Annotated in this window: 19 protein-coding genes; 3 read left to right on the top strand and 16 right to left on the bottom strand. The window is 47.3% G+C overall.

Going from position 1 to position 23,457, the window contains the following annotated elements; all coding sequences use genetic code 11:
• Positions 1 to 207: 207 nt before the first annotated feature.
• The 16 genes from HGO26_RS07405 to HGO26_RS07330 form a co-directional block, all read right to left on the bottom strand.
• A complete protein-coding gene (locus tag HGO26_RS07405) occupies positions 208 to 624 on the bottom strand; it encodes a rhodanese-like domain-containing protein (RefSeq protein WP_168824278.1) in 417 nt (138 codons plus the stop codon).
• Between the two features lie 118 nt (positions 625 to 742).
• The gene (locus HGO26_RS07400; RefSeq protein WP_006082265.1) at positions 743 to 955 is read right to left on the bottom strand and encodes a YgaP family membrane protein; all 213 of its coding nucleotides are present in this window, start codon (positions 953 to 955) and stop codon (positions 743 to 745) included.
• Positions 956 to 998: 43 nt separating this feature from the next.
• Positions 999 to 4,247, bottom strand: coding sequence for an efflux RND transporter permease subunit (locus HGO26_RS07395; RefSeq protein ID WP_168824276.1), 3,249 nt, complete (start codon positions 4,245 to 4,247; stop codon positions 999 to 1,001).
• Between the two features lie 36 nt (positions 4,248 to 4,283).
• Positions 4,284 to 5,297: an efflux RND transporter periplasmic adaptor subunit gene (locus tag HGO26_RS07390; RefSeq protein ID WP_168824274.1), complete on the bottom strand. Its 1,014-nt coding sequence runs from the start codon at positions 5,295 to 5,297 to the stop codon at positions 4,284 to 4,286.
• 197 nt (positions 5,298 to 5,494) lie between these two features.
• Positions 5,495 to 6,211 (bottom strand): SIMPL domain-containing protein, encoded by a 717-nt coding sequence (locus HGO26_RS07385; protein WP_113940700.1) that lies wholly within the window; start codon positions 6,209 to 6,211, stop codon positions 5,495 to 5,497.
• A gap of 144 nt (positions 6,212 to 6,355) precedes the next feature.
• Complete coding sequence (locus HGO26_RS07380; RefSeq protein ID WP_168824272.1) at positions 6,356 to 6,742, bottom strand: VOC family protein; 387 nt, start codon at positions 6,740 to 6,742, stop codon at positions 6,356 to 6,358.
• A 103-nt stretch (positions 6,743 to 6,845) separates the two neighbouring features.
• Positions 6,846 to 8,150 (bottom strand): OmpP1/FadL family transporter, encoded by a 1,305-nt coding sequence (locus HGO26_RS07375; RefSeq protein WP_168824270.1) that lies wholly within the window; start codon positions 8,148 to 8,150, stop codon positions 6,846 to 6,848.
• Positions 8,151 to 8,503: 353 nt separating this feature from the next.
• Positions 8,504 to 9,955, bottom strand: coding sequence for a sodium/proline symporter PutP (putP, locus tag HGO26_RS07370; RefSeq protein ID WP_105253092.1), 1,452 nt, complete (start codon positions 9,953 to 9,955; stop codon positions 8,504 to 8,506).
• 157 nt (positions 9,956 to 10,112) lie between these two features.
• Positions 10,113 to 10,817: a DUF3379 domain-containing protein gene (locus HGO26_RS07365; protein WP_168824268.1), complete on the bottom strand. Its 705-nt coding sequence runs from the start codon at positions 10,815 to 10,817 to the stop codon at positions 10,113 to 10,115.
• The gene (locus HGO26_RS07360; protein WP_168824266.1) at positions 10,810 to 11,373 is read right to left on the bottom strand and encodes a sigma-70 family RNA polymerase sigma factor; all 564 of its coding nucleotides are present in this window, start codon (positions 11,371 to 11,373) and stop codon (positions 10,810 to 10,812) included. The genes HGO26_RS07365 and HGO26_RS07360 overlap by 8 nt, the downstream gene beginning before the upstream one ends.
• Positions 11,374 to 11,445: 72 nt before the next feature.
• On the bottom strand, positions 11,446 to 13,167 hold the full coding sequence (locus HGO26_RS07355) for a BatD family protein (RefSeq protein ID WP_168824264.1): 1,722 nt from the start codon (positions 13,165 to 13,167) through the stop codon (positions 11,446 to 11,448).
• On the bottom strand, positions 13,161 to 15,206 hold the full coding sequence (locus tag HGO26_RS07350) for a VWA domain-containing protein (protein ID WP_168824262.1): 2,046 nt from the start codon (positions 15,204 to 15,206) through the stop codon (positions 13,161 to 13,163). Before HGO26_RS07350 ends, HGO26_RS07355 begins: the two co-directional genes overlap by 7 nt.
• Positions 15,206 to 16,225, bottom strand: a complete 1,020-nt coding sequence (locus HGO26_RS07345; RefSeq protein WP_131525283.1) for a vWA domain-containing protein — start codon at positions 16,223 to 16,225, stop codon at positions 15,206 to 15,208. The genes HGO26_RS07350 and HGO26_RS07345 overlap by 1 nt, the downstream gene beginning before the upstream one ends.
• A complete protein-coding gene (locus HGO26_RS07340) occupies positions 16,219 to 16,845 on the bottom strand; it encodes a DUF4381 domain-containing protein (protein WP_168824260.1) in 627 nt (208 codons plus the stop codon). The genes HGO26_RS07345 and HGO26_RS07340 overlap by 7 nt, the downstream gene beginning before the upstream one ends.
• A gap of 2 nt (positions 16,846 to 16,847) precedes the next feature.
• Positions 16,848 to 17,801: a DUF58 domain-containing protein gene (locus HGO26_RS07335; RefSeq protein ID WP_168824258.1), complete on the bottom strand. Its 954-nt coding sequence runs from the start codon at positions 17,799 to 17,801 to the stop codon at positions 16,848 to 16,850.
• A gap of 24 nt (positions 17,802 to 17,825) precedes the next feature.
• A complete protein-coding gene (locus HGO26_RS07330) occupies positions 17,826 to 18,782 on the bottom strand; it encodes an AAA family ATPase (protein ID WP_028761051.1) in 957 nt (318 codons plus the stop codon).
• Positions 18,783 to 19,044: 262 nt separating this feature from the next.
• Here HGO26_RS07330 and fadI point away from each other — a divergent pair, with 262 nt between their 5' ends.
• The 3 genes from fadI to HGO26_RS07315 all read left to right on the top strand — a co-directional run bounded on the left by fadI (position 19,045) and on the right by HGO26_RS07315 (position 23,067).
• Entirely contained in the window at positions 19,045 to 20,355 is a 1,311-nt protein-coding gene (fadI, locus tag HGO26_RS07325; protein ID WP_014610833.1) for an acetyl-CoA C-acyltransferase FadI, read from the top strand.
• Positions 20,356 to 20,360: 5 nt separating this feature from the next.
• Positions 20,361 to 22,487 (top strand): fatty acid oxidation complex subunit alpha FadJ, encoded by a 2,127-nt coding sequence (gene fadJ, locus HGO26_RS07320; protein WP_168824256.1) that lies wholly within the window; start codon positions 20,361 to 20,363, stop codon positions 22,485 to 22,487.
• Between the two features lie 379 nt (positions 22,488 to 22,866).
• The gene (locus HGO26_RS07315) at positions 22,867 to 23,067 is read left to right on the top strand and encodes a hypothetical protein (protein ID WP_168824254.1); all 201 of its coding nucleotides are present in this window, start codon (positions 22,867 to 22,869) and stop codon (positions 23,065 to 23,067) included.
• Positions 23,068 to 23,457 lie beyond the last annotated feature (390 nt).

Below are 23,457 nucleotides of genomic sequence, written 5' to 3'. Positions count from 1 at the left end.
TAGGATGGATTATGTGTCTCTTCAAAAATGATTGTAGGTAGGTGCTTACTTATTTACCTCTGCTTAATTTCGATATTCTATTTAGACAATAAAAAAGCGCCCTAGGGCGCTTTTAGCCGTTAAACCTTGAATGACTAGAGTTAGGTGACAGTATTTAAGTGATTTATCCTTACTTCCCCACACTAGAGCCAATTCGATGGTAGTAAATTACTTAGCGGGTGTTTTTTGCGCCTCAACTAAGGTGGAGTAACCGCCACCATTATAGGTTTGGGTGTATCCGGCAGCGACTAAGGCTTCGGTCGCAATACTGCTACGACGACCGCTACGGCAATACAAGACGACGGGAGCATCTTTGGCGATGCCACGCTTAGCAAACTCCTCTGTCACTTGCTCAAAGGGAATATTGACCGCATTCGCTAAATGACCTTCGGTAAATTCTTCAGGCGTTCTAACATCGAGCACCATAGCGCCTGCGGCAATTTTATCCCATGCGATTGCAGGATCTTGGTCGGCGGCGCTGGCTATCATGGGCATTAGCAGCAGAGGCATGAGTACCAGTGATTGCAAGCTTAATAGGGCTAAGCGCATTAGACTTTGGCCACTGGTTACGAGGTTGTGGGTCACTTTATCTCTCCTTGACGATCTTTTGGGCAAGCTTGTTTTAGCCAAGCGGGTACTTACTCACCTAAATCTTAACTCTTAACTCTTAACTCTTAACTATTAAGTAGTGACTTTGTGTGGCTTAGCTTTGCTTGGCAATTTCAGCCTCTGATTTTACACCCAATTTGCGTAAAACCATTGCTGCAGGGCAAAAGCCGGTAAAAGCACTCTGGAACAGGTTCGCGCCAACAAATGCGGTTAACCACAGAAAGTTGTGGTGCACATAGGCGGTTAACACCAGTGACAGTAACACCATAAATCCGGCAAAAGCCATAATGCTGCGTTCTAATGACATACCTTACTCCTTGAGGCCATCTTGGTGATGGCCTTTGTTGTGGTTAGTTTTGTGTTTGTGTCTGTATTTGAACAGTATTCATGCGGTTTTTCATTGCTGCGTAGTACAGCACTGGGATGACAACTAAGGTCAGTATGGTCGAGATAAAAATACCAAAGATCAGACTGATCGCTAAGCCATTGAAAATCGGATCATCAAGGATAAACAGCGCCCCTATCATGGCCGCTAATGCGGTGAGCATAATGGGTTTGGCCCGCACCGCACCCGAGTGGATCACTGCCCGCTCAAAGGGTACGCCGGATGCGGTTTCTTGATTAATAAAATCGACCAATAATATCGAGTTACGCACAATAATCCCCGCCAGCGCTATCATGCCTATCATGGACGTTGCCGTGAATTGGGCACCGAGCAGGGCATGTCCAGGCATTACGCCAATCACAGTCAGTGGAATTGGCGCCATGATGATAAGCGGCACCAGATACGATCTAAACTGCGCGACCACCAATAAATAAATCGCAATCATACCGACCGCATAGGCGATACCCATGTCTCTAAAGGTTTCGTAGGTGATCTTCCATTCGCCATCCCAGAGCACGGCGACTGAGTCTAACCCTGTGGGTTGGTGAATATAATGCTGATCAAACCCTAAGCCATCGGTGCCATCAATTTTGCCCGCCATATCGAACATACCGTAGAGCGGGCTGTCCAGTGGTCCCGACATATCGGCGACGACCATGATCATAGGGATCATATTCTTATGGATAATTGGTGCATCGATTTTGCCGCGTTTGATGGTCACCAGCTCAGAGACAGGCACAGATTGCCCCGTTTGGCTCAGTAACTTCATATTCAGCACTTGCTCTAAATCGACTTTCGCGCCTTCGTTTAATTGCAGGCGGATCGGTATCGGTTGTTTTTGCTGGGCTTGATGTAAATAGCTCACATCTTTGCCGCCAACTGAGGTGGCAATCAAGTCGACAATATTGCTGTAGGGCACGGCCATCAGGCTGGCTTTACTGCGGTCGATCATCACTTGCCATTTTTGCTGGGCGGCGGGCAAGAAAATATCGATATCGACCACATCTTTGGTTTCATGGAACAGCGCCTGCATCTCATATGCGGCTTGCTCGCGAATAGCGGGACTTGGGCCATACACTTCTGCAACCAGCGGCGACCACACTGGCGGCCCTGGTGGAACTTCAACCACTTTGATATTGGCTTGATATTGCTCGCCAATTTGCTGCAGTTCGTCTCGCACCGATACCGCTATGCTGTGGCTGTCGCGCTTGCGGTGTTTCTTATCCACTAGGTTCACTTGGATGTCGCCAAGCTCTTGGCTGTGACGCAGGAAATAGTGGCGCACTAAGCCGTTAAAGTTCATTGGCGCGTTAGTGCCCGCATACAATTGCAGATGCTCGACCTCAGGGACGGTTGTTAGGTAGCGACTCAAATCCTGCAATACTCTTTGTGTTTGCTCTACGGGAGTGCCTTCTGGCATGTCCACCATTACTTGAAACTCGGACTTGTTATCGAAGGGCAGCATTTTAAGCACCACGAGCTGACCGACAGGGAGCGCGACGGCGATGCCGATTAACACAAATACGCCGGCAGCCAGTCCCACTCTTGCCTTACGGGCATTTTTACCCAGCAGGAAAGGACCAATTAAGTGAGTAAAGAGGCGCACCATCTTAGTTTCAGCTTCATCTTCGTGCGAGGCTTGGGCAGTATCGTGTTGGTCATTATGTTTCAGCAGTTTACGACTGAGCCAAGGAGTGACCACAAATGCCACAACGAGGGAAATTAACATGCCCATACTGGCGTTGATGGGGATCGGGCTCATGTAAGGCCCCATTAAGCCCGATACAAAAGCCATCGGCAGCAAGGCTGCGATAACAGTAAATGTCGCCAGAATCGTCGGGCCACCGACTTCATCGACCGCCACAGGGATAAGCTCACTAAAAGACTTTTTGCCGAGTGCCATATGCCGGTGGATGTTTTCTACAACGACTATGGCATCGTCGACCAAGATGCCGATGGAGAAAATCAAGGCGAACAAGGACACGCGGTTTAAGGTAAATCCCCACGCCCAAGAGGCGAAAAGGGTGATCGCTAGCGTGATAATAATGGCCACGCCCACGACTAAGGATTCGCGTGCGCCCATGGTTAAAAAGACCAGCACGACTACGGCGCTGGTGGCAAAAATCAGTTTTAAAATAAGGGTATTAGATTTATCCGCCGCGGTTTCGCCATAGTTACGTGACACTGTGACTTCGACATTTGCCGGGATCAACACATTGTCGACTTTAGCAATCCGCTCAATCACACTGTCGGCGATATCGACGGCATTTTGGCCTGCTTGTTTACCAATTGCGATTGTAACTGCGGGATAAATGTCGGTTTTATCTGCGTGCCAAACGCTCTGTTTAGGGATATCACTTTTTAAGCTGATTTCGGCAATATCCGCCAAATAAATCGGAATATTCTTGCCTTGTTTATCTTGATAGACACTGACGACTAATTGCTTGAGATCGTCGATGGATTGTAAAAACTGCCCAGCCTGAACTTTAATCTCTTGATTGCCTTGCACTAAGGATGCAGGCATAGAGACCATATTATTGTCATTCAGGCTTTGTCTTAACTTGTCGTAGGTCAGATTAAAGCTGTTCATCTTGGCGGGATCGATACGTATGTTGGCCACCATATCGTGCTGGCCAACGGTATCGATTTCGCGAGTGCCGGGAATACGCTTAATTTCGGTTTCTAATCCAAGGGCGACATGGGTTAGCTGCTCAGCAGACACTTGCCTGTCCTTTGACCATAAGGTCAAACTGACAATGGGCACATCATCGATGCCGCGGGGTTTAATTAGCGGTTCACCCACGCCAGCGCCCCTTGGTAATTTATCCATGTTGGAATAAATCTGGTTGTATAGGCTGACGATGGCATCATTGCGCGCAACACCGACCTTAAAGATGACGATGATCAGCGCGCCATCGGGTTGGGAGAACGAGTACAGAGTATCTATGCCTTTGATTTCGGAGATCACTTGTTCCGCTGGCAGGGTGACTAAGTTTTCAACTTCCGTGGGTGTCGCGCCGGGAAAAGGGATAAACACATCGGCAAAGGTGACATCAATTTGTGGCTCTTCTTCTTTTGGTGTCACCAAAATGGCGAATAAGCCAAGTAAGAGCCCGAGAAGTGCTAATAGCGGCGTGATGGCGCTATTTTGAAAGGCAGCGGCAATTCGTCCGGAAATCCCAAGTGTGGTTTGTGGTACTGGAGCATGTTTCATAAAACAACCTCGACAAAGCTTAAGTCGCTAGGGAATTTATTGCTTCTTGCTGAGCAACACTTGGTAGGCATCAACGGCCACCTTGTCACCCGACTTAAGGCCCGCAAGCACTTCTACCTCGCCATCTAAGGGCTCAGTGACACGGACTTGGGTCAGCACAAAGGCTTCGCCTTGTTTAAGGTAAACACTGCTCAGTTCGTTCATTGTGAGTAGTGCAGAGGCGGGCAGTTGGATTTTTTCCCGATCGCCATTTTTAAAGGAAGCTTTTGCCCAAGTACCAGGTTGAAGATTGGCTTCATTTTCTGGCAGATTAATTCGCACTTGATAACTGTGGCTGACGGGATCGGCGAAACTGAAAATCGTGAGGTCAGTTGAGGTGAACTCGCGGCCATCACTTAAACGGACGAGAAATTCAGGGGAATTTTTAAGTTGGTTAATGTAACGCTGTGGCACTTGGGTAATGGCGCGCATTTGACTCGCGGAAAACCCTGAAAGTAGTGCTTGTCCTGGGCTTACGGTTTCGCCAAGTTCGACAAAACGCTCAGTGACTATGCCACTAAAAGGCGCTGAAACGACAGTGTATTTTAAGGATTCGTTGGCTTTGATGACACGGGCTTGTGCTGCACTGACGGCTTGCTCTGTTGCTTTAGCATTGGCGGTGGCTTCATCCATCGCGCCCTTAGAAATCGCGCCTTGGGGAAATAGCTCTTTATAACGTTTGTATTGTGCCTGAGCTTCGACATTTAAAGCCTTCGCTTTGGCTAGATCAGCCTCAAAGCTTGCCAATTCAGCACCTTGCTCTTTACTGGTAATTTCCAGTAGGGCGGCTCCTTCGGGGACGACATCGTTAACATCGTAGTTGAGTTTGACAATACGACCAGAGGTTTGCGCCGATACCGTCGCTGCTTTTATTGCTTCAATGGTGGCGTCTAAGGTGACCCAATTCGGATAGGGTTTATTTAGGACTTCGATGGTTTCGACTGAGGCAGCCTGAGCTTGAGTACTGGAAAGTGCCAGCAGTAAGAAAAAAGCACGAGAAATTGATGTCATAACTTATATCACCCCAGATGTAATTTATGAGAAAATTCTAATGGAGTTGTTTTCAATAGGCAATCAATATTTATTAGAAAAATTTAATGTAGTGTTTTTACCTAATTTAGGAATAAGGAATAAGGAATAAGGAATAAGGAATAAGGCCTATAGCGCCTTATTCCTTATGCTTCAGAGTTTCAAATTAAGCCTAAAATTTAGTCATTTAAATAATAGGTTAGTGTGGAAACGATGCGAATTTGTTTAATGTAAGGCGTGCTGCTGTCGCGGTCTGAAATGGTGAACTGGCCTTGACTCGCACTTTTAATTTTTCCGAGGCGAGAATCCGAATCCTTAGCAAATTTTTCAGCCACTTCGCGGGCATTTTGAGTTGCTTCTTGCACCATGACAGGTTTGACTGAGTTGAGATCGGTAAACAGAAACTCAGTGCGATTATCATAATCTTGGCTGGCAATCGCTATACCTTCTTTTACTAAGTTAATCATTTGCTTACGGGTGTTCAGCATGAGATCAATTTGTGGGGTATAAACTGATAGGTTCACTTTTGCCGAGTAACGGTATCTGACGTTAGGATCGACATAACCTTGGGCTTGGCGATCTTCAATTGAAGGCAAAGAGACAGTAATTTCGCTGTCGCTAAAGCCTTGTTCCTTTAAAAACGCCACAACACGATCGGTTTTTTGCTGAACCGTCTCGTAGAGTTTAGGCAGATTGTTATCGACCTCAGTGAAATTGATTGGCCAAATTGCCACATTGGCTTTGACTTCTTTTTCCGCTAAGCCCTTTACCGTGACAGTGCGTTCCATGGCTTTCATTTGCAATAGTGCTGAGCTTGCTGTCTGGCCTACATAAACAAGCCCAGCGCAAAGGAAACCACCTAACAGCAGGGCAGGAAGGATGTTACTTTTTTCCATAAAAAGAATCTCTTGATTAGATGAACTCAGTCTACGATACCGAATAAACCTCAGTCATGCACTGGGTTTATTCGGAATAGATGCCGCTTAAGGCAGAGGAGATTATGTTGAGATATGAGTTTTGAAATATCTGTTTAAAGCATTCTATTTTTCAGGAGGGATGGCGCTTGGCTGCCATAATTCGACTTTATTGCCGTCAGGGTCAATAAACCAGCCAAAGCGGCCAAATTCTGAATCTTCAATACCACCAATCGGTTGACCGCCACCTTGCTCTACTTGTACTAGGGCTTGCTCTAGATCGTCAACGACAAAGTTGAACATAAACCCTTTATTTGAGGGGGCGAAATAGTCCGTGCTATGGGCGAAAGGGGTCCAAACATGGTAGCCAAGAGTTGATTTATCTGTGTGATAAAACGCGGCGCCTCCCCAGTTTTCAATGGGGACTTGAAGATGGGTTTTGTACCAAGTTGCCAAGGCAACGGGATCGACACTTTTAAAGAAAATTCCACCGAGTCCAATGACTTTAGCCATAGCCGTAGCTGCGTTTACAGGAGTATGAATTAACTTTAGGCAATAAATGCTTAAGATACAAAAAAGCCGCAAAAAATGCGGCTTTTGGGGTTAAGCGTTTAGCTTAGAACTGGTAGCTGTATTGAACTGAGTAGTACACAGCATCAGAGCGAGTATGGGCAATCACGTCGCCAATGATTGCGCTGTGTTCTAATACTTCAGTATCTTCACCGCGAACGAAGGCAAGACCCATATCCACAGTTGAATGAGTGCTCAGGTTATAGCTTAAACCTGCAGTAAACCAATTACGGTTCGAATCAGGGATTGAAATTGAGCTGATATCATTCACAACTCCTTGGTCATGCATGTAACCTGCACGGGCAGTCCACTTATCATTAATCGTATAAGTACCACCTACGCTGAATAACCAAGAGTCATCCCATACGTATTGTTTTAATGGCGCGCTGCTAACGACTGGTGTGCCACCTACAGTGCCATCAGTCAATGTGATCTGATCAAAGTCACCCCAAGTTGATAACTGGGCAGTGTAGTGAATAGCAAACTTCTCTGTTAACTGATGGAAACCCGCAACTTGGAAAATATCTGGTAATGGGATATTGATTTCATCAAAGGAAACCACTTTACCTAATTGAGTATTCAGAGTGTTGATATCTCCAGTCGCTTTGAAATCTGGGCTCAGGCGGTAGCTGGCACCAATGCGGTTGTCTTTATTGAACTCATACACAGCACCAATAATTCCGCCTACGGCAAAACCATCAGCATCAACATCGACTAGATTAGCATTAACCATAGCGCTGTTAGGACCGATAGGTAAGTTACCTTCTCGGCTCAGTTTACCTTGACCATAGATTAAATCGAGACCTGCACCGACGCTAAATTGATCGTTGAAACGATAGGATAAGCTCGCATTGAAGTTCATGGTGACGACTTCGGTATTACCGAGTAAATCCACTGGCGCAGGTACTGTACCCATGCCTGGGATTGTGACGGCATTATTTGCTAATGCGGTGGTATCTGTGCCTGTACCAAAGTTACTGAATGCGGCTAGACCAAAAGCCCATTGATCGTTTAGCGGTTGAATGTAGTAAAAGTTTGGGATCACTTTACTGTCGGCAGCATCGTGTTCGCTACCAAAGCTAATTGGCGTGCCAGCTTTTTCAACGTCTTTAACAGTAACGCTGATATCGGCATAGGTTACGCCGAATGAGAGGGCTTTCTCATCAAATAAAGCCATAGCTGCTGGGTTACGAGATAAAACAGAGGCATTATCGGCGATAACAGCATCACCTGAGAATGCACGGCCAATACCTGTTGCAGATTGGCTGTTCAATTGGAAGCCTGCGGCTAAGGTTTGTGTGCTTGCTAATGCGACAGAAACGGCAATGAGTGTCTTGTTGAATGTTTTCATTATTATTCTCTCTATTTTTTATAAGTATTGGATTTTTATTCGGTCCTAGTCCGCCGAAAGTATTTAAATCCATTTATTAGTCTCCGGCATCTTATGGATTCAATGTACCCTCAACAAGTCCGACCAGAGGTGAAATATGTTAATTTTCAGTTAATTAAAAGTCTTTAAAACAAGAGTGATACTTTAGTATGCTTGAATGGTCTGGCCAGATGCTTGATATGAAGGGCTTTGGGTGCCGCTATGGGTTTTAATTGAAGTTAAAGGTTTGTAATAGTGTGTAGGGTATTTAAAAGGATACAAAATGTAAAAAGCGCACACTTGTGCGCTTTTAAACATATGGAAGCATATCTAGATTAGAGTGCAGACTTAAATTGTTCGAACTCTGTCGTTACTTTTTCACTTGGAGCAGAGAATTTACTGACTAAAATACCCGCAATAGTCGCGAATATAAACCCAGGAAGGATTTCGTATACTTCAAAAATGCCACCAGTGAGTTGCTTCCAAATCACCACGGTTAATGCACCGACAATAATAGTGGCGATAGCGCCATTACGGCTGTATTGCTTCCAAAACAAGGATAACAAGACTACGGGACCAAAGGCCGCACCAAAGCCTGCCCAAGCATAACTCACTAAACTGAGCACGCTACTTTCAGGATTGAGTGCTATCACACCTGCAATCACAGCGATAGCGAGTACGCCTAAACGACCTACCATCATTAGCTCGCGATCATCGGCCTTTGGGCGCAACCATTTACGGTAGAAATCTTCGGTGATGACACTTGAGCAGACTAAGAGTTGTGAGTCGATAGTACTCATGATTGCCGATAAAATAGCGGCGATTAATAGCCCACCAATCCATGGGTTAAACGCTGCTTGAGCTAAATGGATAAATACCGTTTCAGAATTGGCTAATGGCTCTTTGGCGAAATAGAGCGATCCTGCGATACCTGTGGCTAACGCGCCAATGAGAGATAACACCATCCAGCTCATGGCTATACGGCGTGACAAGGGCAGGGCATCGGCACTGCCTATCGCCATAAAACGCGACAAAATATGTGGCTGACCAAAATAACCTAGGCCCCATGCGAGCAAAGATAACATGCCGATGGCAGTGGTTTTGTCATTGACCAATGCCAACATAGCGGGATCAATCGTTTCAATACCTGCATGGCTTTCGGGGTGAGCGAAAACGGCAAAAGGGACAATCAATAGGGCGATGAGCATTAAACTGCCTTGGAAAAAGTCAGTCCAACACACGGCAAAGAAACCGCCAATAAAGGTGTAACCGACTATGATGGCCGAGCCAATCACGAGGGCTGCAGTGTAATCAAGCCCAAAGACTTTCTCAAACAAAATCGCGCCACCGACCATGCCTGAGGAGGCATAGAAAGTAAAAAACACCAGAATAGTGATTGCGGAAACGAGCTTGAGATAGCCTTGGGTATCGTGGAAACGTTTCTCGAAAAAATCCGGTAAAGTGAGGGCGTTATCGGCGAGTTGGGTATAAATGCGCAGTCGTTTGGCAACAAATAACCAGTTTAGCCAAGCACCAATAATTAATCCTACGCCAATCCAGGCTGCACCTAAGCCGCTTAAGTAAACTGCGCCGGGTAATCCCAGTAACAGCCAACCTGACATGTCAGATGCACCCACGCTGAGTGCGGTCACTGCGGGGCCCATTTTGCGGCCACCTAAAATATAATCATCAACAGTATCGGTAGCACGGTAAGCCCAAAAACCTATGCCCATCATCAATACTAAGTAACCAACAAATGTGATTAAAATCGGGGTTTCAATCGTCATCTTGCCTTTTCCCATCTTTTTATTATTAAAAGTGGCAAGCATGCTACCAGATGTTTGAACGTGCGCCCATTAGCAGATGTAAGTGTGATTGAAATCTAACCTCCGATAACATGAAAATATCGGAGGTTGATTTTTAAATATCATTTATAACAATGTCTTAAATAAATATATTCTTGATTTCGTCTTTTATATAGCTAAGGTCAGCTTGATCCTCACCTATGAGCAAAATAAATGCATCGGGCGTTTCAAAGCCCATCCCTTGATATTTACCGTCGGCGAAGGTTTTATCCAACACCATACGTTTCTCGAGTGGCACGATAAAAAGCGTCACCTTACTTTGTTCGCCCTGAAGTACTAAGTGCAGGCTTTTTACCCCTTGAAAATCGCAATAAGAGGTGTAATACACTTTGCCCGGTTGTTGGGTAAATTTGGCATTGCCAAAGTCTTTTATCGACGCAAGCTGGGCATTGACTTGACTAAAATTGACATTTTGATCGACATGCAAGGCAATATCTTCATGGTAGACATGGGCCAGTGCATGTTCAGCCAAATCAATAGGCCCTAAGCGTAATAGGCTGAAGCTGATCCCTACCACAAACGCGACCGAGGCTGCCATGGCCACTAAAAAAAACGTTTGCCGGCGCTGTTTATGGTGCTGTTGTAACTGCTGCCGCAAAATGAGTTTGTCGGCGAGATCCTCAGCCACATCTACTTTCAATGCATTGCTCAGTTTGGCATCAAGGTTTTTAAGCTCATTGATTAGGGCTTGGTTTTCTGGCTTGGCATTGATCTGCGCCAGAAAGTCAACATCCTGATTATGAGGATCTTCATAAGCTTGACGTCTAAATTTAAGCTCATCCATTGGATTGACCTCTAACATCATTCTTCTCAAGTAATTCTTTCAATTGGCTCCTCGCCCGAAATAAACGCGTCATTACGGTGTTGCGATTGAGCTCCATCAGCTCGGCGATTTCATCGCCGCTAAAGCCACCAATGAGCTGGAGTAAGAGTGGTTCGCGGTATTCGATATCTAGCTTGCCAATTTGTCGACGGATCAGATATTGCTCGGTCTGCTCTTCACTGCTATTGGAGATATTGTCTTCCAATGTATCTTGCTCAACGTCGGAATAATCGAACTGTTTACGCTCGAAACGCCGCGCATTTTCACGCCTAAGAATCGTGATCAGCCAAGCTTTCGCCGCTTTATCATCCTTGAGGGAATCCAAAGAGCGCCACGCCCGCAAGAAGGTTTCTTGGGTAATGTCTTCAGCCACGTGTTTATCGCCGGATAACCAGTAGGCGTAGCGGAAGATGTCTGCATGTAGCGCCTTGACTAGGCTGTTGTATCGTCGTTGTTTACTTAGCATGTCAGAAGAGACCGCGGGCTCGACGGATTTCTTACGCCAGTTAGCAAACATTTTTATTTTTTCGGCTTGTTGGCTGAATGTTTAGCATAGTTGAGCTCGCTTCTCTCTCATTAAATCCTTAATTTACTTAGGATTCAGTGGGCTTAATGGCGCTGATTTAGGTGCGGAATGTTTATGCTCACAAGCCTTAACCGCGTTAAGTAAGGCGGTACATTCGGCGCTTAAGTGGCTATTTGTATTGTTAGAATTCGCACTGCTCGTATTAGCACTCTCAGTATGGTGGCTCTTATCGGCCTTCGCACTGTAGGCTTTGATTTGCAGTTGCTGTATCGCTGCTGCTAGTTGTGGTGACTGCTCAGCAATCTTATCTAATGTCATAGGCGTTTGCTGTAACTCACTGAAATATCGCTGCAATTGCAACATAATCCGGCTCACATCGCCACTGGCGCAGGCTTGCTCTAATCCTTTAAAGCCGGAGGCAGTGACTGATTGTGCTGAACTGATTGAAGAGTTTACTGAAATTGGGGCGGCCGTTTGATTTTTTAAGGCGCGGCGCCAAGCGACTAAGGTGATAATCCAAGCGACTAGAGTCACCAGCCATAGCGCAGCAAAAACCGTGGTCAGCCAAGACCAGCCCTTATCGGCCGCGGAGTTGGTTTCCCATGTTGGTTGAGCTGGCGTATCACTGACAGCACCACCTTCAACGATTATGGTACGTGCGGGCAGCGTTGCAGTTTCTTGACGTTTAAGGCGCGGATTCCACCAAGGCACTTTGATTTCGGGCAAGGTAAAGGTGCCCGCTTTGCTGGGAACGATTGCCGAAGTAATACTGTACTGCGAAACAATTTGTGCATCGCGCACAAAGGTCTGCCGCTGGGGTTTTTCTGGGTATGACTTGAGTTCATCGGGCAGAGTTTGCAGTATATCAGGCAGACTATTTTCATCAGCATTGGAAGCCAACAGCGTAATAGTGCGGGTGATAGGGCTACCGACGGTAAACTTTTTAATATCTTCAGGGAAGTTTTCTTTTAGCGCCACTAAATCGGCAACTAGCCATTGGCCTTGGAAACTTGTTGGTGCGGGATTCACTTGAACTGTCAGTGAGGGCGCGCCTGCTTGCATTGGGCGGCTTTCATTAAAGCCAAACATGCCGCCGCGGCGTTGGGATTCTACCAGCACATCGCCAGCAAAGGTTGCACCTTTGATATTCACTTGGCCGGGCAAATCGGGAATGATGCCATAGGTGCGTTCAATCACGCGGTAACGTCGGCCATCGACTATCTCTGAACCATCCCTATCTTCTCCGATTTGTTTGATCTGTGCGCCTTCGATCACAGGTGCACTCAATACGCCCCTTTGTAATTCTACCGCCAGATAGAGTTTCACCTTGTAGGTAATGAGCTGCCCAACATAGGCTTCGTCGGTAGAGACTTTGGCGTCAATGAACAGATTGTTCATTTGCGCGGGCTGGCTACCGGTTTCTACCACTTTGAGAGGAATAGGCGATGAGCTGACGCCGTCAATACTAAAGGCTGGAATGGTTAACTGGCCTTGTTGTTTTGGCGCGAGCAGCACTTGCCAGCGGGTTTCTTTGACCGCATCGAAGTTCATGATTTGCGTGCTGCGACTCACGCTAGTACGGCCGACAATAAAATCTTTCAGTAGAGCTGATGTGTCTAGCTTACCTGTATCGACTTCGTCATCGACACTGATGTTGAGCACAAAGTATTCGCCCTCCATCACTGGGTTGCGATCGACCGAGGCCTCAATTTTGCTAAGTGCAAAGGCGGGATGAGCCACTCCGATGGCAAGGAGTAGCAGGATAAAAAATTGTCTCGTCACCACTGTTCGTTATCCTTTGATATTTGGCCATTTTGACGGCGTTTTTGATATTCCAACTGCATCTTGTTGCGCAGTAACACTTGCGGGTCTTCACTCACGCCCCTCAGTGCTCGCTGCATTTCTGCGGGCAGTGACTCGCTATTGGTTGGCGGTGCCTCGACCGATTCACTCATAGCAGCCTCTTGTTTATCTTGCGCATTTTGCTCAGGAGCTTCTTTGGCGGCAACACTTTGCTTTTTCTGTTCTGCTGACTTTTGCTCTTCAGCATCGGCTTTAGCCTGCGCTTGCATCTTAGCTTCATTGTCTGCAGGCTCATTTTCCTGCGTATCCTGCTCGCCATTTTGCTGCTTGGCTTCATCCTGCTGATCCTGAGCATTGCCATTTTGCTTATCTTGCTCAGATTGTTGCTCATCCGTTTTTTGCTGCTCAGGGCTTTGATCCGCGTCGGCATCGTCCTGTTGATCCTGAGACTCTTGCCCTGCTTGATCTTGCTTATCTTTCTGAGCGCTATCTTGGTCAGATTGCTGTTTATCCTGCGATTTTTGGTCACCGGATTGTTGGTCGCCAGACTGTTGATCACCTGATTTGGGATCACCGGAATGCTGATCGCCTTGTTGATCTTGGTTCTTATCCTGTTGCTCGTTTTTACCTTGCTGTTGTTGCTGTTCCTGCAATAACTTTTCAGCCAGTTCAAGATTGGCCTTCGCCGTAGGGAAATCAGCTTGTTTCTCAAGCGCGGCTTGATAGCGCTCCTTGGCCTTATCGGGTTTACCGAGTTGCATCAACGCATTGCCTTGATTGTAGAGGCCTTGGGCTGAGCTATCTTGCTCGAAGGTTTTCAGTGCTTGCTGGTAATCACCGGCTTTGTATTGGGCGCTGCCACGCCATTGGGGCGACTCAAACTGCTTAGCGGCGTTTGCGTAATCTTGGGATTGATAGGCCTGCATCGCTTGTTGATCTGTGGTTTTCCACATACTATCCCAGGCATTGTCCCACACACTGGCATGGGCTGGCTGAGGCACAGCCGCGAGCAGTAAGCCGCCCGCGAGAGTGGCCAATCCAACACTGGCCACGATTCCTTGTCTAAAGCTGAAAAGTGCGGGTAGCAGTAATGATAAGGCGAGGTAAGGACCGAGATCCTGCCAAGTTTCACCATCAAGATCTGTGGCTTTCGCATCGCCAGCATCGCTTAACCATTGCTGTAATTGGGCGAGATCATTACCGTCGGTGCGATTCTGGATCAACACACCTTTGTTATTCGCGGCCAGTTTTTGCAGCAGAGCGAAATCAGTGCTGGCCACGACGACTTCGTTGCTGCTGTCGCGCTGCAATTGTCCATCGGGTAGACGGATTGGCGCGCCTTGGCTGGTACCAAAAGCGACGACGGCAAGACGATATTGCGTGCCACTTAATGCCGAGTTAGCGTCATCAAATTGGGCAGCGGTTATGCCATCTGTCATCACGATAATATCACCGCGAATATGCCCACCCTGAGCCAGTAGCGTTTTAGCTTGGGTTAAACCTGCCGCTAAGTTTGAGCCACGAACGGGCATGATCTCAGGACTTAACGTCGGCAGTAAATTGAGTAGCGTGCCGGTATCGCGCGTTAACGGGCTGATAGTAAAGGCATCTCCTGCAAAGGCGACTAAACCTGTTTCACCTTCTTTAAGATTACGCAGGAGATCCGTTGCCCTAAATTTGGCTTGGGTTAACCGATTCGGCGCAAGATCGGTGGCGAACATAGATACGGACATGTCCATCACCAGTACGCGGCCTTGCTCGGCGGCAAATACAGGTAAGGATTGTTTATTCACGGCAGGTCCGGCGAGTGCCAAGGTCGCAATCAACCAAGTTAAGGCTAATAAATGCAACGGACGGCGGGATTTCTTATTGCTTTGGGTGACCAATATCTTGGCTAAGTGCGGCGCAATATAACGATTCCAAGCGCTGTGGCTCTCGTGTTGCCGCCATAAACTCAACAAGGCTAAGGCTAGCGGTACTAGTGCGAGTAGCCATTCGGGACGAATAAAATGTAGGCTCATTATTTGATGTTCCCCTGTGAAGTGGTTGCGACAGAGGGTTTAACGCGGCGCGCTGCAAACAGTGGCAATTGACCTAAGGCAATCCACAGACTCGTCAGTAATGCTAGTGCCAGCGGCCAGTAGAACAGATCTGCCTGCGGACGATAGCTTAATTGATCGCGACTCACTGGTTCGAGTTTATCGATTTCTTGGTAAATCTGGTCTAGCTCTTGGCTGTTACGGGCGCGAAAATAACGGCCGTGGGTGACGTCGGCGATATGCTTAAGTTGGTTTTCATCCAGATCCATCGAAGGATTAACCCGCTCGCGGCCAAAGAGTGTGCGGCGCTCCATTACATCTGCGCCCACACCAACCGTATAAATGGTAACTTTACGATTAGCGGCAATTTGCGCTGCTTGCTCTGGTTCGATATTGCCCGCGTTGTTAGAACCGTCGGTCAATAAAATCAACACTCTATTACTCTCGTCCATTTTATCGAAGCGTTTTACCGCCAGCGCGATGGCTTCACCTATGGCGGTTTGCTTACCGACTAAGCCAATTTGTGCTTCTTTTAAAAATTGCGCGACTGAACGTCTGTCTTGGGTGAGCGGCGCCTGTAAATAGGCGTGATCGGCAAAGAGGATCAAGCCGATACGATCACCCTTGCGGCGCTCGATAAAGTCACTGACGACGTGCTGAATTAAAGTGAAACGGTCGACGGTTTTGCCATTCACCACCATGTCTTCAATCTGCATACTGCCGGATAAATCCACCGCCATCATCAAATCGCGGCCTTGGCTTGGCAGTTCGATAGGTTCACCAAGCCATTGCGGACGAGCAATAGCGAGCACTAACAGGCACCACATCAGCCAGTAGCGTTTGCGACTCTGGCGCGTGTTGGCCGCTAAGCTTTGTTTACCCGTTTGGCTTATTCCGGGTAATTGCAGCCGGCCACCATCCACTTGTACTGTGTGTTGGCGCCAAAAAATCAAAGGTAAAGGCAATAATATCAATAGCCAAGGCCATGCAATTGTTAACATTGTGCCTCCGCTTGTTGAGTGTCAGCTGGCTGGGGTGTCGCTTGGCTTTTAGCTCGAGCGTCGCCACTAACATGAGCAAGAGTCGGCTCAGGCGCACTCAGTTTTGCTTTCGATGCCAACCAAGCCTGTGTGAGTTGATGCAATTCATTGGCTTCAGCTAAGGTCAATGGAGTTGCCTGATGGCGTTTGGCTAGCAAAGGGCCGATATGTTGGCGTTTATGCTCGGGTAAATAGCTGTCTAGCCAAGTCGCCCAAGCTTCACCATCTAAGGAGGCTATCGCTTCTCTGCTGAGGTAACTCATGGCGGTGCGCTTTAATAGGCTGTTGACGTCAGAGGCATAGGAAGTCGCTTGTCTATCGAGCTGATTGAGTAACTGTTTAGCGGCTTTTTTTGGCGCTAAGTCACGGGCGCGTTTTCTTAGCCAGATAACTAAGAGTGTGATGAGGGCAATCACAAGTGCTAAAACCAGCCAATAACCGATTGCCCAAGGCCAAGCGCCGATCGGATCGGGATGAATAATATCCTGCAGTTGTGCAAGGGCTGGGTTTGACGCCGTAGAAGGCATAGGTACTGTTGCCTGTGGATTTGCTATTTCTGAATTCACTGTTGCTGGATCCATAGTTAACGCAATAATTCCAATTGATGGGCTAGGGGAGCACCCGCATCTATGAGCTGGGTACGTACGCGCAGTTGCTGCATCATGGCGATAAAGTTGTTTTGTTGACGCAACTGAATGTCGAGCCAAGCCTGATAACTGTGGCGGGTAAGCACTAAGTCCTCATTCCCATCCCGTACCGGCAAATTAAAGTTGTGTGGTAACGGCAGTGTACCTTGACGCAGAGGATCGGTAATAAGATAGGCACCCACATCGCAATGACGCTTAAGCTCGGTGAGAGGCGCGATACATTGGGGACTAAAATGGCTGCCATCTGTCACTATCCAAACTAAGGAGCCGGGTTTGGCGATACGTTGTAATCGCTGACAGGCACGCAGGATATGGTCAGGATCGCGCTGGCCAGTGCCAACATGATTGAGCTGATTTTCGTGCACACGGCGCAGGCCTGAGATCAATTGCAATATGCCCTGACGACGGCTGCGGGGTTTGAGCTCTAAATGCTCAGACTCGCATGCGATCAAGGCGCCGAGCCGATCGCCATGGTTAATCGCATTCCAACCTAAGGTGGTCGCAAGGTGTCCTGCTTGCACCGATTGCAGCAATAAACTCGAACCAAAATAGAGGCTTTGGCTCAAGTCGATTAACAATAAAATAGGGCGCTCACGTTCTTCGACAAATAACTTAGTGTGAGTTGTGCCTGTACGAGCGGTAACGCGCCAATCAATGGTGCGCACATCGTCGCCCTGTTGGTAGTGGCGCACCTCGGCAAACTCCATACCGCGGCCTTTGATTAAGCTGCTGCGATGGCCCGCTAAATTAGCGCGGGCACGGCTATAACGCTCAGGCATAGCACGGGCGATATTTTGGCACGCCAGCAGCTCTTGCTCGGTTAAATGCAAGCCATCGGCAAAAAGCGGCAAGCCATCGACTGAGGCTGAGAGTCGCGCTATGTCACTCATCTTATTTCACCTTTATCTTCACCGTTAAGGTACTGCAACTTGACTTAAGATGTGGTTGATCACGTGATCGCGGCTGACACCTTCGGCCTGTGCTTGGTAGCTAAGTAGCAATCTGTGTCTTAACACGTTCGGTGCGACGGCTTGAATGTCTTCCGGTGAAACAAAGTCTCGCTCGTGCAGCCAAGCACGGGCGCGGGCGCAGCGTTCTAATGAAATGGTTGCGCGCGGGCTGACGCCGTACTCAAGCCACTTAGCTAAGTCTTCGCTGTAACGTAAAGGCTCACGGGTCGCCATCACGATTTCGACTATGTACTTTTCGAGCGGCTCGGCAAGATAGATTTCCATGGCTTCGTCACGGGCGGCAAACACATCTGCTTGTGCAATCGGCTCAGTGGTTGGCAATTCGTGGGTCAGTGCTTCTTTGCGGGATTGACGCAGAATTTCGATTTCAGTCTCACCGCTTGGGTAATCAAGGTTTAAGTGCATCAGAAAACGGTCAAGCTGTGCTTCGGGCAGCGGATACGTGCCTTCGTTCTCTAATGGATTTTGGGTGGCCATCACTAAAAACAGCGGCGGTAGCTTATAGCTGTGCTTACCAACTGTGACTTGGCCTTCGGCCATGGCTTCTAATAAGGCTGACTGAACTTTGGCTGGGGCACGGTTAATTTCGTCCGCCAAGATTAAATTGTGGAAAATCGGTCCGGCTTCAAATTCGAAGGTGCCAGTTTGCGAGCGATAGATATCTGTACCGGTTAAGTCGGCGGGCAGTAGATCTGGGGTAAATTGAATGCGGTGGAAATCGCCCTCAACCCCGTCACATAAGGCTTTCACTGCACGGGTCTTGGCCAGCCCCGGTGGTCCTTCAACTAATAAGTGGCCATTGGCAATTAAGGCAATGAGCAGATTTTCGGTCAATACTGGCTGCCCTAAAACAACCTTATTTAGGTAAGTGCGTAATGCGTGGAAGCGACTCAAAGGCATGATGCTACTCGTTTTATTATGTTGAAAATACGTGTGTGGGCTATAGACAACAGCTATGGTAAAGAATTCCCTTAGGGTTTGGCTAGTGTTAAAAAAACAAACAGGTGTTTAAAACTTGCTGACAAGAAGTTAGAATCAGATCACACTTTAATGGTCAGACCTGTTATTGGGCGTTTTTCGCCGTAAAACAATGGGTCAAACACGGAAATCGATAGCGCCGCCTGAAATCTCTCAGCGATTGCGCACATAAAGAGGGTGACAAATGAGTGATAGACAACAGGTTACGAACGCCAAGGGTGAACGTATCGCCATTGTAGCGGGTTTAAGAACGCCCTTTGCAAAGCAAGCCACGGCATTCCACGGCGTATCGGCGCTCGATATGGGCAAAATGGTGGTCAATGAATTATTGGCGCGCTCAGAACTCGATCCTAAGCTGATTGAGCAATTAGTATATGGACAAGTGGTGCAAATGCCCGCTGCACCTAACATTGCCCGTGAAATCGTACTCGGTACTGGCATGAATGTGTCGACCGATGCCTATAGTGTCACTCGCGCCTGTGCAACTAGCTTTCAATCTGCCGTAAACGTGGCTGAATCTATCATGACGGGTAATATCGAAATCGGTATTGCGGGCGGCGCCGACTCTTCCTCTGTATTGCCTATCGGTGTATCGAAAAAATTAGCCCATGCGTTAGTCGATCTGAATAAAGCCCGTAGCTTTGGGCAAAAGTTACAAATTTTCCGCCGTTTAGGTTTAAAGGATTTATTACCTGTGCCGCCTGCGGTGGCAGAGTACTCAACGGGCTTGTCTATGGGACAAACCGCCGAGCAGATGGCAAAAACCTACAATATTAGCCGTGCCGATCAAGATGCCTTAGCACATCGCTCACATACCTTAGCGAGTGAAACTTGGGCTTCGGGCCATTTGCGTGACGAAGTTATGGTCGCGCATATACCGCCGTATAAGCAGTTTATCGATCGTGATAACAATATCCGCGAAAACTCGGTACTGGAGTCATATGCTAAGTTGCGCCCTGCATTCGACAAACAACACGGTACTGTGACGGCGGCCAATAGTACGCCACTGACGGACGGTGCCTCAGCGATTATCCTGATGAGTGAAGGTCGAGCCAAAGCCTTAGGTTATCAACCGATTGGTTACATTAAGAGTTACGCCTTTAGCGCCATTGATGTGTGGCAAGATATGCTGATGGGGCCATCTTACGCGACGCCACTGGCGTTAAAACGTGCCGGAATGGAATTAGAAGATCTTACCCTGATTGAAATGCACGAAGCCTTTGCGGCGCAGACATTAGCGAATATGCAGATGTTTGCTTCGAAAAAATTTGCCGAAGAAAAACTCGGCCGCAACCGCGCGATTGGCGAAATCGACATGAGCAAGTTTAACGTGCTCGGCGGCTCGCTTGCTTATGGTCATCCTTTTGCGGCAACGGGAACCCGTTTAATCACCCAAGTGTGTCGTGAGCTTAAGCGCCGTGGTGGTGGAACTGGCTTAACGACGGCCTGTGCGGCCGGTGGTTTGGGTGTGGCTATGATAGTGGAAGTGGAGTAATCGGCATGGAAAAGACCTTTAATTTAACCCGCCGCGACGACGGCATTGCCATTTTGACTATGGATGTTCCTGGCGAAACCATGAACACCCTAAAAGCACAGTTTGGCCCTGAAATCAGTGAGATTCTGGCTGAGATTAAAAGCGATCCTCATATTCGTGGGCTCGTGCTGATCTCGGGCAAGAAAGATTCTTTCGTCGCGGGCGCGGATATTTCCATGCTCGATGCCTGTAAAACGGCGGCCGATGCCAAAGCCTTATCCCAGCAAGGGCATTTGGTTTTTAATGAGTTAGAAGCCTTAAAAATTCCTGTAGTGGCGGCAATCCATGGTGCCTGTTTAGGTGGTGGTTTAGAGTTAGCCTTAGCCTGCCATCAAAGGGTATGTAGCGACGATGGTAAAACCATGCTCGGCGTACCGGAAGTTCAACTTGGCTTATTACCTGGCGGCGGTGGGACTCAACGTTTGCCTCGTTTAGTCGGCATTACCACCGCCTTAGACATGATGCTGACCGGTAAACAAATCCGTCCTAAACAAGCCTTGAAAATGGGCTTAGTGAATGATGTTGTACCGCAGACCATTTTGCTGCAAACCGCAGTTGAGATGGCACTGGCTGGTAAACGTGCACCGAAACCTGTTAACAAGTCGCTCGTTAATCAAGTGCTTGAAGGCACGAGCTTTGGCCGTAACATTATTTTCGATCAAGCGACTAAACAAGTCGAAAAGAAAACCCAAGGTAATTATCCAGCACCAGCCAAAATTATTGACTGCGTGCGTCAAGGGATTGCGAAGGGGATGCAAAAAGGGCTAGAAGTCGAAGCGAGTCACTTTGCCGAATTAGTGGTATCAAAAGAATCTGAAGCGCTGCGCAGTATTTTCTTCGCTACCACAGAAATGAAGAAAGAAACCGGCGCTGAGGGTGCTACGCCGCGTAAAGTGAAGAAAGCGGTGATCTTAGGTGGTGGTTTAATGGGCGGAGGCATCGCCTCTGTGACTACCACTAAGGCTAAAATCCCTGTTCGCGTCAAAGACATCAACGAAAAAGGTTTAAGCAATGCATTAGCCTACGCTTATAAGTTGTTGGATAAAGGGGTAAAGCGCCGTCATATGACGCCTGCTGCCCGTGACAACTTAATGGCACTGATGACTACAACCACTGAGTATAAAGGCGTTAACGATGCCGACATCGTTGTGGAAGCGGTATTTGAAGACTTAGCGCTTAAGCATCAAATGGTGAAAGACATTGAGCGTGAGTGTGGTGAGCACACTATTTTTGCGTCAAACACCTCATCTTTGCCGATTAGCCAAATCGCCGAGGCGGCGACGCGTCCTGAAAATGTGATTGGTCTGCATTATTTCTCGCCAGTGGAAAAAATGCCGCTGGTGGAAGTGATTGCCCACGCTAAAACCTCGCCAGAAACCATTGCGACAACTGTCGCATTTGCCCGTAAGCAAGGTAAAACACCGATAGTGGTGCAAGATGGCGCGGGTTTCTATGTAAACCGTATTCTGGCGCTCTACATGAACGAGGCGGCGCAATTACTACTCGAAGGCCAAAGTGTTGAGCATTTGGATAAAGCTTTAGTGAAATTTGGCTTCCCAGTGGGACCGATTACTTTGCTCGACGAAGTGGGTATCGACGTGGGCGCAAAAATTTCACCGATCCTTGAGAAAGAATTGGGTGAACGTTTTAAAGCGCCAGCCGCATTCGACAAGCTTTTAGGTGACGATCGTAAAGGCCGCAAAAATGGCAGAGGCTTTTATCAATACGGCCAAAAAGACTCTAGCAAGAAAGCGAAAGTCGTCGATGAGAGTGTTTATGGCGTGTTAGGTATTAAGCCTGGCACCAATAAAGATGTAAAAGCGGTTGCTGAGCGTTGTGTCGTACAAATGCTCAATGAAGCGGTGCGTTGTTTAGACGATGGTATTATTGCATCGCCAAGAGACGGTGATATTGGCGCTATTTTCGGTATTGGCTTTCCGCCATTCCTCGGTGGCCCATTCCATTATATTGACTCTTTAGGCGCCGCGAACTTAGTGAAGATCCTTGAAGGTTATCAAAGTCAATTCGGTAACAGATTCGAACCTTGTGAGCGCTTAAAAACCATGGCTCAAGAAAACGCGCACTTTTTCTAAGTTTCAGTGAATCTAAGTCATCGTTAATCTAGGTCTTAGTTAATCAAAATTGAACAAAAAAGCGGCAGATTGTTGCCGCTTTTTTTATTGCCATAAGGTATGTTTTTGCCTAAAAAATGTTCATGTTGGGGATGTGGATCTTGTATAATCCGAGCCCTTTATCGAGAGGTCGGTGTTACGTGTTCTGTACTGAGAGCGTAGCGATGAATGAGTGTTGCTCGTTTATGCATAGTGCGGAGAATTTTTTATCCTGCTGTTAAAACGACGTATTTAACATGTGCATCAATCACCAAGATTACGCGAGTAGCATCCGCATTTTGATGAGGAATTAATTTCTCTACCTTTATGATTTATTTAGTTGTTTTTAAAGAGGTGGTTTGTGGTTTTGCTGGTTATGTTTAAAGCATTAATCTCGGCTTGGTACTTCGGCTTAGCTGCATTTACCGCAGTTTTTACTGTTAAGCATTGGGTGCTGCTGGGTTTTGTGCTCGGGCCTCTGGCTTATCCACTCTTTACGACACATAGTCATTTAGCCTTGAGGAAAATCCGTTGTAGTGAGGAAGGGATATTAAATAGCTAATTTATTAATTTGCTAGGTAATTTCCATGACTACATGACTACATGACTATTTAGTACTTTTATATTCACTTAAAACTAAAGGGAGCCAATGCTCCCTTTATTGTTTCTAAGCCGCGCTAGCTTAATTAACTATCACTGTACATGAGTTAGACTCATGGCTACAGAACTTAAATTAGTTCCACCAACCTTTTGCAGAAATCACTTCAAGGTGATTCAAGCCTTCAGGCAACTTAACTTTTTTACGCGCTGGTTTGGATAAACCGAGTGCTTTTTTGATTGAATTTAACATAGTCACTCTCCTTAACCTGATTAATGTTATGCAACTTCAGAGTTAATAAATTTAACGTAAGGATGTCCTGCGACTTCGAGCGGTTTGAACTTCACGTAAGGA

It is taken from the genome of Shewanella oncorhynchi (assembly GCF_012584455.1).
Lineage (GTDB): Bacteria > Pseudomonadota > Gammaproteobacteria > Enterobacterales > Shewanellaceae > Shewanella > Shewanella oncorhynchi.
The sequence above is the reverse complement of the archived record's forward strand: the minus strand, read 5'-3'. Positions and strand labels throughout refer to the sequence as shown.

Coding starts and splice junctions, on each gene's coding strand:
- HGO26_RS07400 (WP_006082265.1), bottom strand. CDS start 955: ATGTCATTAGAACGCAGCATTATGGCTTTTGCCGGATTTATGGTGTTA.
- HGO26_RS07395 (WP_168824276.1), bottom strand. CDS start 4,247: ATGAAACATGCTCCAGTACCACAAACCACACTTGGGATTTCCGGACGA.
- HGO26_RS07390 (WP_168824274.1), bottom strand. CDS start 5,297: ATGACATCAATTTCTCGTGCTTTTTTCTTACTGCTGGCACTTTCCAGT.
- HGO26_RS07385 (WP_113940700.1), bottom strand. CDS start 6,211: ATGGAAAAAAGTAACATCCTTCCTGCCCTGCTGTTAGGTGGTTTCCTT.
- HGO26_RS07380 (WP_168824272.1), bottom strand. CDS start 6,742: ATGGCTAAAGTCATTGGACTCGGTGGAATTTTCTTTAAAAGTGTCGAT.
- HGO26_RS07375 (WP_168824270.1), bottom strand. CDS start 8,150: ATGAAAACATTCAACAAGACACTCATTGCCGTTTCTGTCGCATTAGCA.
- putP (WP_105253092.1), bottom strand. CDS start 9,955: ATGACGATTGAAACCCCGATTTTAATCACATTTGTTGGTTACTTAGTA.
- HGO26_RS07365 (WP_168824268.1), bottom strand. CDS start 10,817: ATGGATGAGCTTAAATTTAGACGTCAAGCTTATGAAGATCCTCATAAT.
- HGO26_RS07360 (WP_168824266.1), bottom strand. CDS start 11,373: ATGTTTGCTAACTGGCGTAAGAAATCCGTCGAGCCCGCGGTCTCTTCT.
- HGO26_RS07350 (WP_168824262.1), bottom strand. CDS start 15,206: ATGAGCCTACATTTTATTCGTCCCGAATGGCTACTCGCACTAGTACCG.
- HGO26_RS07345 (WP_131525283.1), bottom strand. CDS start 16,225: ATGTTAACAATTGCATGGCCTTGGCTATTGATATTATTGCCTTTACCT.
- HGO26_RS07340 (WP_168824260.1), bottom strand. CDS start 16,845: ATGGATCCAGCAACAGTGAATTCAGAAATAGCAAATCCACAGGCAACA.
- HGO26_RS07335 (WP_168824258.1), bottom strand. CDS start 17,801: ATGAGTGACATAGCGCGACTCTCAGCCTCAGTCGATGGCTTGCCGCTT.
- HGO26_RS07330 (WP_028761051.1), bottom strand. CDS start 18,782: ATGCCTTTGAGTCGCTTCCACGCATTACGCACTTACCTAAATAAGGTT.
- fadI (WP_014610833.1), top strand. CDS start 19,045: ATGAGTGATAGACAACAGGTTACGAACGCCAAGGGTGAACGTATCGCC.
- fadJ (WP_168824256.1), top strand. CDS start 20,361: ATGGAAAAGACCTTTAATTTAACCCGCCGCGACGACGGCATTGCCATT.